We start from the raw sequence: 13,698 nt of genomic DNA on the forward strand, positions 1-13,698 counted from the left end.
CCTACTTTCCACAACAAAATTCTTTAAATATTTTATTAACTAAGTCCTCTTCTAACTCTGAACCAGTAATTTCTCCTAAAGCTTTTAAAGCTGCAGTTACATATATAGAAATTAAATCAAGGAACTCATTATTTTTAACTCTTATTAGAGCATCATCACAATTTTCCTTTGCTCTAATTAAAGCTTGCTTATGTCTTGAGTTAGATATTATTAGACTTTCGCTATCTATTTTACCATTAAAGAACATATTCTTAATCTCATTTTTTAATCCATCTATTCCAAGATCTTCTTTTGCAGAAATTTTTATTATATTTTCAAATTCGCTTAATAAAGATTTATCTAATTTATTTTCTAAATCTATTTTATTTAACAAAACTATAGAATTTTTATTTTTTATAGCTTCTATTATTTCAATATCTTCATTATCTAATTCTCTAGAAGAATCTAGTACTAATAAAATTAAATCTGCTTCATTTATTTTTTCCTTTGATTTTTCAACTCCAATTTTTTCAACTATATCTTCTGTTTCTCTTATTCCCGCCGTATCTATTATCTTTACTGGTATTCCATCAAGATTTATATATTCCTCTATTACATCTCTAGTAGTTCCAGCAATATCTGTAACAATTGCTCTCTTTTCCTTTAAGAGAACATTTAATAAAGATGATTTACCTACGTTTGGCTTACCTACTATGGCTAAGCTTAATCCATCTCTTATTATTTTGCCTTCATCTGCACTTTTAAGTAATTTACTCATATCATCACATGCTTTTTCCAAGCTATCTTTTACTCTCAATGGAATTGTCGGATCAACTTCCTCATCATCCTCAGTAAAGTCTACAGCATATTCTATTAACGCTAATACATTTAACAGATATTCTCTTAGTTTATTGATTTTCTCTGACAATGAACCCGAACTCTGCATTAAAGCTGATTTCATTGCTAGCTCAGTCTTAGCCGTGATTAAATCCATAACTGCCTCTGCCTGAGATAAATCTATTCTTCCATTCAAAAATGCTCTTTTAGTAAATTCACCTGGCTCAGCTAATCTTGCTCCAGCCTTCATAACCATTTCCAGCACTTTATTTGTTGATGTTACTCCACCATGACAATTTATTTCTACAGTATCTTCTGCTGTGAAACTTTTTGGCCCTTTCATATAGCTTATAATTACTTCATCTATTAAGTCTTCTTTATCTATATCAACTATATGACCATATTTCATGGTATAAGTCTTCATATCTTTTATATCTTTTCCACTTTTCGCCCTAAAAATTTTAGCTACTATCTCTAAGGCTTTATCACCAGATACTCTTATAATAGCAATTCCACCTTCTCCAATTGCTGTGGATATAGCACAAATTGTATCAAATTCTTTCATCATCTATCCTCCTTAATGTATTTTAGATAAATTCCTTCGTTCAATATATTATATATATTTATATTATACCCCATTTTAACTAATATTCATTTTACAAAACTATTTGAATTTAGTCAAAAATAAATAAAAGGCAAGAAAGCCAATTGGCTTTCTCACCTTTATTTCTTTATATCTACAACAACTCTTCTGTAAGGTTCGTCACCCTCACTAAATGTATAGACATATTCATTATCTTGTAAAGCAGAATGTATTACTCTTCTTTCATAAGGATTCATCGGTTCTAACTTATAAGGTCTTCTAGTTTTTCTAACTTTATATGCAGTTTTTTCAGCAACTCTCATCAAAGTTTCTTCTCTTTTCTTTCTGTAGTTTTCAGTATCTAAAACTACCTTTTTATAAGGAATGTCATGCCCCTTATTAACAACTAACGAAGCTAAATATTGTAGAGAATCTAAAGTTTCTCCTCTATATCCAATTATTAATCCCATCTTAGGACCATTCAAGTCTATATAAACAACATCATTAACTTCTTTAATTTTTATTTCTGCTTGTACTTTCATATTATCAAGAATACTTCTTAAAAATACTCGTACCTCTTCCTTATAATCTCTTTTAACCTTAACTAATATTTTTGCTGGCTTTGTCCCTATAATATTTAAAAATCCTTTTGAGCCTTCATCTAAAACCTCATATTCAACCTTATCTTCTGTAAGCTTTAATTCTTTTAACGCATTTTGTAATGCTTCACTTACGCTTTTCCCTGCTATTTCTAATGTTTTCATACCCTATTCACCACCTAGTAAATACTAATATAATAATCTTAATTCTTCTTCTTAGTCTTTGGTGTTGCTTTTTTTGCGTTCTGAATAGTTTTTAATTTATCTTCTTCTTCTTTTGCTGCTCTTTTCTTTTTAGCTGGCAAGTAATTTAAGAAATAAGTTTGCGCTAATTGTATAGCTCCACCTATTACCCAGTAAATTACTAAAAGGGAACTAAAGTTAATAGCCATTACCCCCATCATACCTGCCATCATTATATTCATACTTCCCATGTTCATAGGACTATTTTCATTCTTTGGCATTGACTTAGTTAAAAGTAAACTTGGTAAATAAGTACTTAAGAAAGCCAATACTGGCATTATGAAGTAAGGATCCTTGTTAAATACATTTGGTATCCATAAAAATGATGTATTAGTTACAGCACTTTTATCTATATTCCAAAAAACATAATATAGTGCAAATAATATTGGTAAAGGTAATAATGTAGGAAGGCATCCCCCAAACATACTTACATTATTTTCTTTCATACATTTTGAATACTCAGCTTGCATCTTTTGAGGATCATTTGCATATTTTTTTTGTATTGCATTTAATTCTGGTTGAATTTCTTGCATCCTAGCATTTGATCTATTTGCCTTAATATTAAATGGTAATATTATCAATCTTATTATTACAGTAAATATTGTTATTGCTAGCACATATGAAGCCCCACTAGGTTCCATATTAAATACTGATAAAATAAAATTATGTAGACCATTAAATATAATCGTCAGAAAATTTGTTATTGGTTCTAAAAGTTTCATCATATCTTACAAATAACCTCCTTATTTCACAGGATCATATCCACCCTTAGCAAATGGATGACACCTTAAAATTCTCTTTATAGCTAAAAAACCACCTTTTATTGCTCCATATTTATTAATAGCATCTATTGCATATTGTGAGCATGTAGGAACATAAATACATGTTGGTGGTCTCATCGGCGAAATATATTTTCTATATAAATATATAGATTTCAACATTATCTTTTTCATTATTTATATAAGCCTGCCTTTAAAAAAAGTTTTTTCATTGCCTCTTCAACTTCAAAGAAACTTTTTCCTTTTATAGCACTTCTCGCTACAAACACAAAATCGTAGCCACTTTTAAGGTTCTTTTCATTAAGTCTATAGCTTTCAGTTATCAATCGTTTACTTCTACTTCGAACTACACTATTTCCAACTTTTTTGCTTACTGAAATTCCTACCTTATTATAAGTAAGATTATCTTCTGTTTTATTTTTTCTATTATTAAAAGTGTATAAAACTAAAAGGTTATTAGCTAAAGACTTTCCCCTTCTATATACTAATTTAAATTCATTATTTTTTCTTAATCTGTATACCATTGGAAACTCTATACTCCTTTTTTCCTGCTATTGCAGAAAAAAGGCCACTATTTGCGGCCCTTATGCTGTTAATCTTTTTCTACCTTTTTGTCTTCTTCTCTTAAGAACAGATCTTCCTGATGAAGTTTTCATTCTCTTTCTGAATCCATGTTCTTTTTTTCTTTGTCTCTTTTTTGGTTGGTATGTCATGAACATTTCACTACACCCCCTTTAAATTGTAATTTCTATAGTAAAAACTATAATTCCTATTTTAAATTTACCTTATTATTATATATATATCACGTTTTTATGTCAATACACTATAATTTTCAAATTCTGTTGATAAATATAAGATTTTACCACAGTTTTTTGTGGATAACTCCTTGAATACTCTATTTAACTTATGTTATTATTAGTATTGAATGTGAATAATTTTACTTAGCAAACAAGTTATCCACACATGTGGATTAAATTGTGTATAACTTGTTTACTTTTTTCTTTATTACTTATCTATTTATATCTATTTTTAGCTAAACTAATGCTTTTATACCATGTTAATAATGTGAAAAATTGTACATAATTATATTGTGGATAACTTTTATCAATATAAAATATCAACATAATTATTAACATGTGAATAATTCTATCATATTTATTAACATGCATTTTCATGTGTTAATAAGTGTGTTGATATATTGTTACTAACTATTTAATATTTAAATTTAAAATTTATTTTATGGAGGATATAAAATGAATAATGATCTAAAATCATTATGGGAAAAAACATTAAATATAATTAAGGGTGAAATGAGTGAAGTTAGCTTTAATACATGGATTAAAAGTTGCGAACCTATTTCTATATCTTCCAATATAATAAGAATCAGTGTTCCAAACTCCTTTACTCAAGACATATTAGAAAAGAGATACAAGGACTTAGTTGTAAATTCTATAGAAGCTGCTTGCTCAAAAGTTTATAATGTAGAATTTATGGTAGCATCTGATATTCAGGAAGCAGAAGAAAAGGAAGAAAAGAAACCTAAATTCGATGATAGAGGATCTATTACTGTAAATGATGAAATGTCAAGTTTATTAAATCCTAAATACACATTTGATTCTTTCGTTATTGGTAATAGTAATAGATTTGCTCATGCAGCTTCATTAGCTGTAGCTGAAGCACCTGCCAAAGCTTATAATCCTCTGTTCATATATGGAGGCGTTGGCCTTGGTAAAACACACTTAATGCATGCTATTGGTCATTATGTTTTACAAAATAATTCTAATGCTAAAGTTGTATATGTCTCTTCAGAAAAATTTACTAATGAACTTATTAATGCAATAAGAGATGATAAAAATGAAGAATTTAGAAATAAATATAGAAATGTAGATATTTTACTTATAGATGATATTCAATTTATAGCTGGAAAGGAAAGAACTCAAGAAGAGTTTTTCCATACCTTCAATGCATTACATGATGCCAACAAACAAATAATTCTATCATCTGATAGACCACCTAAAGAAATTCCAACTTTAGAAGATAGACTACGTTCTAGATTTGAATGGGGCTTAATAGCTGATATTCAAGCACCAGACTTTGAAACTAGAATGGCAATATTAAAAAAGAAAGCTGATGTAGAAAAGCTAAATGTTGCAAATGAAGTTATGGTTTATATCGCGACTAAAATTAAGTCTAATATTAGAGAGCTAGAAGGAGCTTTAATTAGAATTGTTGCTTATTCATCACTTACTAACAGACCAATTACTGTTGAGTTAGCAAGTGAAGCTCTTAAAGATATAATATCAAATAAACAAAATAAGAATGTAACTATAGACGTTATACAAGATGTTGTTGCTGGATATTTTAATCTTAGAATAGAAGACTTGAAATCTCAAAGAAGGACTAGGAATGTAGCATATCCTAGACAAATTGCAATGTATTTAAGCAGAAAGTTAACCGATATGTCCTTGCCTAAAATAGGTGAAGAATTTGGGGGAAGGGATCATACTACTGTTATTCATGCTTATGAAAAAATATCTGATAGCTTAAATACAGATGAAAGCCTACAACACACAGTAAATGATATAACGAAAAAGCTAACTCAAAATTAATTAACAACTGTACATAAATATATTGAATTATTTGTGGATAACTAATAAAAACAATATTGATTGTTAATACTGTGGATAAGTCATATGATTTTTGCTTCACTTATCCACAATATTTTTTTATAAATAATTTAGTGTTTTCAAGGGGTATACGCACTTATCAACATATCAACAGCCCCTACTACTATTATTATTAATTTATATCTATATATTTATCTATATCTATAGATATCTAATGTATATAACTTAAGGAGGTTTTTATATGATATTTATCTGTGAAAAACAAAAACTACAAGAAGGTATATCAATTGCCAATAAGGCTATAACTGGTAAGACAACAATGCCTATTTTAGAAGGCATATACATAAATGCTAAAAGTGAAGGACTCACATTAATAGGATCTGATATGGATGTATCTATTGAAACAAAAGTTGAAGCCGATATATTAGAAGAAGGCATGATTGTAATAGATGCAAAGATCTTTGGAGAAATAATAAGAAAATTACCTAATTCAGATATAAAAATAGAGACTTTAGAAAATGACATAATACAAATAACATGTGAAAAGTCAGTATTTAATTTAGTTTATATGAATGGAGAAGACTATCCAGCTTTACCTAGTATAAATGAAAATCTTTCAGTTGAAGTTCAACAAAATATATTAAAAAATATGATTAAGGGTACATCATTTGCAATAGCACAAGATGAAACTAGACCAATACTACAAGGAATTTTATTTGAGGTTAAAAATAAAAACTTAAATTTGGTCGCATTAGACGGATATAGACTGGCAGTAAGAAGTGAATTCTTAGATAATGATAATGAAATAGAAGTAGTTATTCCGGGGAAGACATTAAATGAAGTGTCAAAAATATTAGAAGATGTTTCTGATATAGTAAAAATTACATTTACTAATAATCATATATTATTCAATTTAAATAATACAAAAGTAATTTCTAGATTATTAGATGGTAAGTTTGTGAATTATTCTTCTTTATTGCCTCAGGAGCACAAAATATTAGTAGATGTGGATAAACAACACCTACAAAGTTGTATAGAAAGAGCTTCATTAATGGCTAAGGATAGTAATAGTAATTTAATAAAATTAGATGTTCAAGAAGAAAATATGATAATAACTTCTAATTCTCAATTGGGAAAGGTTAGAGAAGAACTTAGTATAAATTTGCAAGGAGAGCCTATTCAAATTGCATTTAACTCTAGATATTTATTAGACGTACTAAAAAATGTTGATGACGATGAAATTAAAATGGAAATGACATCAAGCGTTAGTCCTTGTGTAATTAAGTGCAAGAATACAGATAATTCAAAGTATCTTGTTTTACCAGTTAGATTAATAAGATAGAAGGGAGAAAATGCATAGTATATGAATTAATATGCATGGAATTGGAAATGGAAGAAATTAAAATTAGTACCGAGTTTATAAAATTAGATTCATTTTTAAAATGGTGCGGAGTTGCATCTCTAGGTTCAGAGGCTAAAATGTATATTTTAGATGGGATGGTTAAAGTTAATGATGAAGTTTGTATTCAGAGGGGGAAAAAATTAAAACAAGGCGATGAAGTAGAGTTTAATGGAGAAAAATATAGAATTATTTAGGAATAGCATATATTTATTTACATTAACCTGATAATTACTTTTATTCCTCTAATATGTTATAATTAAAATAGGTGTAAAAATGTATATTAAAAGACTGCAAATGTTAAATTATAGAAATTATAAATCTTTAAATATAACACTTGGTAAAAATGTAAATGTATTTATGGGGGATAATGCTCAAGGAAAAACAAATATTCTTGAAGCAATTTATTATTGTGCTTTTGCCAAATCTCATAGAACTTCTAAAGATAGAGAGTTGATAAATTGGAATTCAGATAGTGCTTATGTAAGTTTATTGGTAGGTAAAGATAGACTTGATAAAAATATCGATATAAATATATTGAAAGATGGTAAAAAGGCCATTAAGATTAACAAAATTAAAGTATCTAAAATAGGTGAGTTATTTGGAAACTTTAATGTCGTTATGTTTTCACCAGAAGATTTAAAGATTATAAAAGATTCTCCTGGAGTAAGAAGAAAGTTTATTGATATGGAGCTATGTCAATTAAATTCTAAATACTATTATAATCTAGTACAATACAATAAAGTTTTAAATGAACGGAATGTTGTTTTAAAAAATAGAAAATTAGATACAGAAGTTTTAGATATATATGATATACAATTAGCAAATTTTGGTTATCATATAATAATGGAAAGACTTAAATATATCAATAAATTAAATTTTTATGGAAAGGATATTCATAAAGATATATCCTCAGGAAAAGAAAATGTAGAGTTCAAATATATAAGTACGATAAAGAACCTAGAAGATATAGAAAATAGTTTTTATGAAGCACTGAGAAAAAATAGGAAGAAGGACATTGAAAAAGGAACTACTAGCATAGGTCCTCACAGAGATGATTTTATTGTACTAATCAATGATGTAGATATTAAAAGCTTTGGATCACAAGGACAGCAAAGAAGCGCTGTCCTTACAATAAAGTTTTCATCTTTAAAAATAATAAAAGAAATGACATCAGAGTATCCAGTATTATTATTAGATGATGTTTTATCAGAATTAGATTTTAATAGAAAGAGATATATTCTGAGTACAATTGGAGAAATCCAAACAATAATAACATGTACAGGAATAGAAGATCTAACTAACTATTTAGACGATAGTTCCAGAGTATTTAAGGTCAAGGAAGGAGAAATCCTAAATTAAAAGGAGGAATTCTTATGTTTTTACATTTAGGAGAAAATGTGGTTGTTCCGATTAAAGACATAATTGGAATTTTTGATCTACAAACTACAATGTATAGTTCAGATACGAGTGCTTTTCTAAGGATGGCAGAAGAGGACGGGTTTGTAGAAAGAATTTCTAAAGAGAAACCAAAATCATTTGTTATAGCTGAAGTTAATAAAATGAGTAAAGTTTATTTATCTCCAATTTCATCTTCAACTTTAACAAAGAGAACAAATATAGATTATAATCCATAAATCCAATGTTAAATCTTCATGTGATTATAATAAAATTTCATTTAAGGAGGAGATTATATTGGAAACAAACAATCAAAGCTATGATGAAAGTCAGATTCAGGTATTAGAAGGCTTAGAAGCTGTTAGAAAAAGACCGGGAATGTATATAGGAAGTACTAGTTCAAGGGGGTTACATCATCTTGTATATGAAATAGTTGATAATAGTATAGATGAAGCTTTAGCTGGATTTTGTACAGATATATCAGTGACAATAAATGAAGATAACTCAATTACTGTAATTGATAATGGAAGAGGGATGCCAACTGGAATACATCCTAAAATGGGTAAATCTACAGTAGAAGTTATAATGACAGTTCTTCATGCTGGAGGAAAATTTGGCGGTGGAGGATACAAGGTATCTGGAGGTCTACATGGGGTTGGTGCATCAGTTGTTAATGCATTATCAGAATGGTGTGAAGTAACAGTATCAAGAGAAGGTGATATATGGCAACAAAAATATTCAAGAGGAAATGTTGTAACTAGCTTAGAGAAAATAGGTAAAACAGATGATCATGGTACAAAAGTTTCATTTAAACCTGATACTGAAATATTTGAGGAAACAGAATATGATTTTGATACATTGGCTAATAGGCTTAGAGAGCTAGCATTTTTAAATAAGGGAATTAGAATAATATTATCTGATAAGAGAGAAGAAGGTAAAGAAGAGATATATCATTATGAAGGCGGCATAAAGGAATTTGTATCTTACTTGAATAGAAACAAGGAAGCCCTACATCCAGAACCAATTTATATTGAAGGTGAAAAGGATGGAATAATAGCTGAAATATCACTTCAATACAATGATAGCTATACAGAAAACTTATATTCATTTGCTAATAATATAGATACCATTGAAGGTGGTACACATTTATCAGGGTTCAAAACAGCATTAACAAGAGCTATAAATGACTATGGTAAAAAGTTTAATCATTTAAAAGAAAATGATAAGAATTTATCAGGAGATGATATAAGAGAAGGTCTTACAGCCGTAGTTTCTGTAAAAATATCTGAACCTCAATTTGAAGGCCAAACTAAAACTAAGCTTGGTAATTCAGAAGTTAGGGGGGTAGTTGACTCAATTGTTGGAGAAGGAGTTGCTATATTCCTAGAAGAAAATCCAGGGGTTGGTAAGATAATAATAGAAAAAGCGTTGATGGCAGCTAGAGCTAGAGACGCAGCAAGAAAAGCAAGAGAGTTAACAAGAAAGTCAGTGTTAGAACGTTCATCATTACCTGGTAAATTAGCTGATTGTTCATCAAAGGATCCTTTAGAGTGTGAAATTTATATAGTTGAGGGAGATTCAGCGGGAGGTTCAGCTAAGCAAGGAAGAAATAGAAGATTCCAAGCAATACTTCCTTTAAGAGGTAAAATATTAAACGTAGAAAAGCAAAGACTAGATAGAATATTAACTGCTGACTCAATTAAGTCAATGGTTACAGCATTTGGAGCTGGAATTGGAGATGACTTTGATGAAGAGAAGTTAAGATACAATAGAATAATAATAATGACAGATGCTGACGTTGATGGAGCTCATATAAGAACTTTATTATTGACATTCTTCTTTAGGTATATGAGAGGGCTGTTAGATGGAGGACACGTATATATAGCACAACCACCTCTTTATCAAGTAAAAAAGAATAAGAAGGAGTACTATGCTTATTCAGATGCAGAACTTGAAAAAGTATTAGGTGAAATTGGTGGAAAAGATAATTCAACTAACATACAAAGATATAAAGGTCTTGGAGAAATGAATGCAACTCAATTATGGGATACAACTATGGATCCTGAAAAGAGAGTATTATTAAAAGCTACTATAGAGGATGCCATAGCTGCAGATGAAATATTCACTATATTAATGGGAGACAAAGTAGAACCAAGAAGAGAGTTTATCCAAAAAAATGCTAAAAAAGTAAGTAATTTAGATGTATAGTACTAAAACGAGGTGAGGTACATGAATTTAAACGAGGGAAAAGTTATATCTATTGATATAAATAAAGAAATGAAAAGATGCTATATCGACTATGCAATGAGTGTAATAGTCGGTCGTGCACTTCCAGATGTTAGAGATGGATTAAAACCTGTACATAGAAGAATATTATACTCTATGAACGATTTAGGATTATCTCCAGAAAAGGGATATAGAAAATGTGCAAGAATAGTTGGGGAAGTTTTAGGTAAGTACCATCCACATGGTGACACATCTGTTTATGATGCACTTGTAAGAATGGCACAAGACTTCTCAATGAGATATATGCTTGTAGACGGTCATGGTAACTTTGGTTCAGTAGATGGAGATAGCGCAGCTGCTATGAGATATACTGAAGCTAAAATGAATAAGATTGCTGTTGAAATGTTAAGAGATATAACAAAGGATACAGTTGATTTTATTCCAAACTTCGATGGAGAAGAGAAGGAACCAGTTGTATTACCATCAAGATATCCAAATCTTTTAGTTAATGGATCATCAGGTATAGCTGTAGGTATGGCAACAAATATTCCTCCTCATAACTTAGGAGAAGTAATAGATGGAACAATAATGCTTATAGATAATCCAGATATTACTGTTTTAGAGCTAATGTCTGTTATAAAGGGACCAGATTTCCCAACGGGAGCTATTATTATGGGTAAGTCAGGAATAAGAGCAGCGTATGAAACTGGTAAAGGAAGAATAATAGTTAGAGCAAAGGCTGAAATTGAAGAAGAAAATAATAGGCATAGAATAATAGTTACTGAAATACCATATCAAGTAAATAAAGCTAAACTAATAGAAAATATAGCAGATTTAGTTAAAGATAAAAAAATAGTTGGAATATCAGATTTAAGAGATGAATCTGATAGAGAAGGTATGAGAATTGTAGTAGAGCTTAAGAAGGATGCAAATCCAAATGTAATACTAAATATGTTATATAAGCATACTAAAATGCAAGATACATTTGGTGTTATAATGTTAGCTCTAGTTAACAATGAGCCGCAAGTATTGAATCTTAAGCAAGTATTAAGTAACTATATAGAGTTCCAAAAGGAAGTAGTAACTAGAAGAACTATATTTGAATTGAATAAAGCAGAAGCTAGGGCTCATATACTTGAGGGACTAAAGATAGCTCTAGATAATATTGATGAGGTTATAAGTATAATTAGATCATCAAAAACCACTGAAATAGCAAAAAATACATTAATTGAAAGATTCAATTTAAGTGAAAAGCAAGCTCAAGCAATCTTAGAAATGAGATTAAGAAGATTAACAGGTTTAGAAAGAGATAAAATAGAAGAAGAACTTGCAGAAATTATGAAATTAATAGATTATTTAAATTCAATATTAGCAAGCGAAGAAAAACTTCTTTCTGTAATAAAAGAAGAATTAATAGAAATAAAGAATAGATATGGGGATGAAAGAAGAACTTCAATAGAAAAAGTAGTTAATGAAATAGATATTGAAGATCTTATTCAAGAAGAAGAAGTTGTTGTAACTTTAACTCATTCAGGATACATTAAGAGAATATCTGCAGATACATATTCTGCCCAAAGAAGAGGGGGAAGAGGAATACAGGCAATGTCTACAAAGGAAGATGATTTTGTAGAACATGTTAATGTAGTTTCAACTCACTCAGATATACTGTTCTTTACGAATAAAGGAAGAGTTTATAAGTTAAGAGCTTATGAAATACCTGATGCAGGTAGAACTGCAAAAGGAACTAATATTATAAACCTAATAGCTATAGAACAAGATGAAAGGATTGAAACGGTTCTTTCTGTTAAAGATGATGTAAATGAAGGATTCCTATTTATGGGGACTAAGCAAGGATTAGTAAAGAAGACACCTTTATCCGAATTTAAGAATCTTAGAAAGAATGGATTAATAGCTATAAATCTTAGAGATGGTGATGAGCTTCTAAAAGTTAAGATAACTCGTGGTGATGCTGATATAGTTATAGTAACTCAAGATGGAAATGCAATAAGATTTAATGAAACAGATGTAAGACCTATGGGAAGAACAGCATCAGGAGTAAGGTCAATAAATTTAAGGAAAGACGATATTGCTGTATGCATGGATATAGCTGTAGAAGGAGAAGACTTACTTGTTATTAGTGAGAATGGATTTGGAAAAAGAACTCCTATAACAGAATATAAGAGACAAAAAAGAGGCGGAACAGGATTAATAACATATAAGTTATCTGAGAAGACAGGTAAAGTTATAGGTGCAACTATATGTAAGATAGATGATGAGCTTATGTTAATAAATACAAGTGGTGTAGCTATAAGAATAAATGTATCTGATATATCAGTAACTAGTAGATCTGCAATGGGAGTAACTCTTATGAGGACTACAGATGAAGAAAAGATAGCTGCAATTGCTAAAATATCAGGAAGTATTGATGATAAAGAAGAGCAATTAACACTAGATAGTGAAGATGTAAGTGATGAAGTTAAAAGTGAAATAGCAGTTGTAAATGATTCTGATAATAGTTTAAATGAATTATTAGATAGGGCTGAAGAATAAGAGAATATATAAATAAAAATAAGTCGTGATTGTCATAATTTAATATTATAGATAATCGCGATTTATTTTTTTAGCAACAAAAAGTATTGAAAATATAGTTATATACAAATAATTTAACGTAATCATATCCTGGCGTATCATCAATAGAAAAAGATAGATATTAATAGAAAATTAAAGAAAAATAAGTATAATTCATTGTGATATAGTAAATTATATAAAACTAATTTAAATTTAAATGTTAAGATAAATCTCGTCGCTGAGAGATGCGACAAAACAAGTCAAAAAAACTTTGAAAAAAGTTGTTGACAAGAAAGAAAACAAATGATAAGATAAGAAAGTCGCTTGAGGGCGATGAAGAAAATGGTCTTTGAAAATTGAACAGAAAATAAGTTAAGTAAAATAAACCAGCAATTCTTTTAGACGTCTTAAAATTAAGACTCAAAGTAATTTGAGCGAAGAGATTAAACTTTTTATTGAG

13 protein-coding genes are annotated in these 13,698 nt (G+C 29.2%); 7 read left to right on the forward strand and 6 right to left on the reverse strand.

All coding sequences use genetic code 11. The features are described from left to right. Position 1: 1 nt before the first annotated feature. The 6 genes from mnmE to rpmH form a co-directional block, all read right to left on the reverse strand. Positions 2-1,381, reverse strand: coding sequence for a tRNA uridine-5-carboxymethylaminomethyl(34) synthesis GTPase MnmE (gene mnmE / locus I2E83_RS17195; RefSeq protein ID WP_195266395.1), 1,380 nt, complete (start codon positions 1,379-1,381; stop codon positions 2-4). A gap of 158 nt (positions 1,382-1,539) precedes the next feature. Further along, a complete protein-coding gene (gene jag / locus I2E83_RS17200; protein ID WP_195266372.1) occupies positions 1,540-2,163 on the reverse strand; it encodes an RNA-binding cell elongation regulator Jag/EloR in 624 nt (207 codons plus the stop codon). A 38-nt stretch (positions 2,164-2,201) separates the two neighbouring features. Then, entirely contained in the window at positions 2,202-2,966 is a 765-nt protein-coding gene (yidC, locus tag I2E83_RS17205) for a membrane protein insertase YidC (RefSeq protein ID WP_195266374.1), read from the reverse strand. 18 nt (positions 2,967-2,984) lie between these two features. After that, on the reverse strand, positions 2,985-3,194 hold the full coding sequence (gene yidD, locus I2E83_RS17210; RefSeq protein ID WP_207733847.1) for a membrane protein insertion efficiency factor YidD: 210 nt from the start codon (positions 3,192-3,194) through the stop codon (positions 2,985-2,987). Further along, complete coding sequence (gene rnpA, locus I2E83_RS17215; protein WP_195266376.1) at positions 3,194-3,544, reverse strand: ribonuclease P protein component; 351 nt, start codon at positions 3,542-3,544, stop codon at positions 3,194-3,196. Before rnpA ends, yidD begins: the two co-directional genes overlap by 1 nt. A gap of 60 nt (positions 3,545-3,604) precedes the next feature. Then, entirely contained in the window at positions 3,605-3,739 is a 135-nt protein-coding gene (gene rpmH / locus I2E83_RS17220; RefSeq protein WP_195266378.1) for a 50S ribosomal protein L34, read from the reverse strand. 534 nt (positions 3,740-4,273) lie between these two features. Between rpmH and dnaA the strand changes: the two genes are divergently transcribed. The 7 genes from dnaA to gyrA all read left to right on the forward strand — a co-directional run bounded on the left by dnaA (position 4,274) and on the right by gyrA (position 13,220). After that, on the forward strand, positions 4,274-5,629 hold the full coding sequence (dnaA, locus tag I2E83_RS17225) for a chromosomal replication initiator protein DnaA (RefSeq protein WP_195266380.1): 1,356 nt from the start codon (positions 4,274-4,276) through the stop codon (positions 5,627-5,629). Positions 5,630-5,888: 259 nt separating this feature from the next. Beyond that, complete coding sequence (gene dnaN, locus I2E83_RS17230) at positions 5,889-6,989, forward strand: DNA polymerase III subunit beta (RefSeq protein WP_195266382.1); 1,101 nt, start codon at positions 5,889-5,891, stop codon at positions 6,987-6,989. A gap of 47 nt (positions 6,990-7,036) precedes the next feature. Then, positions 7,037-7,243, forward strand: a complete 207-nt coding sequence (yaaA, locus tag I2E83_RS17235; protein ID WP_195266399.1) for a S4 domain-containing protein YaaA — start codon at positions 7,037-7,039, stop codon at positions 7,241-7,243. Between the two features lie 79 nt (positions 7,244-7,322). Next, entirely contained in the window at positions 7,323-8,408 is a 1,086-nt protein-coding gene (recF, locus tag I2E83_RS17240) for a DNA replication/repair protein RecF (protein WP_195266384.1), read from the forward strand. Between the two features lie 14 nt (positions 8,409-8,422). Then, a complete protein-coding gene (locus I2E83_RS17245; protein ID WP_195266386.1) occupies positions 8,423-8,683 on the forward strand; it encodes an extracellular matrix/biofilm biosynthesis regulator RemA family protein in 261 nt (86 codons plus the stop codon). 58 nt (positions 8,684-8,741) lie between these two features. Further along, positions 8,742-10,652, forward strand: coding sequence for a DNA topoisomerase (ATP-hydrolyzing) subunit B (gene gyrB / locus I2E83_RS17250; RefSeq protein WP_195266389.1), 1,911 nt, complete (start codon positions 8,742-8,744; stop codon positions 10,650-10,652). Between the two features lie 21 nt (positions 10,653-10,673). Further along, positions 10,674-13,220, forward strand: coding sequence for a DNA gyrase subunit A (gene gyrA, locus I2E83_RS17255; RefSeq protein ID WP_195266391.1), 2,547 nt, complete (start codon positions 10,674-10,676; stop codon positions 13,218-13,220). Positions 13,221-13,698 lie beyond the last annotated feature (478 nt).

This window comes from Clostridium sp. D46t1_190503_E9 (assembly GCF_015555225.1).
Classification (GTDB): domain Bacteria; phylum Bacillota; class Clostridia; order Clostridiales; family Clostridiaceae; genus Clostridium.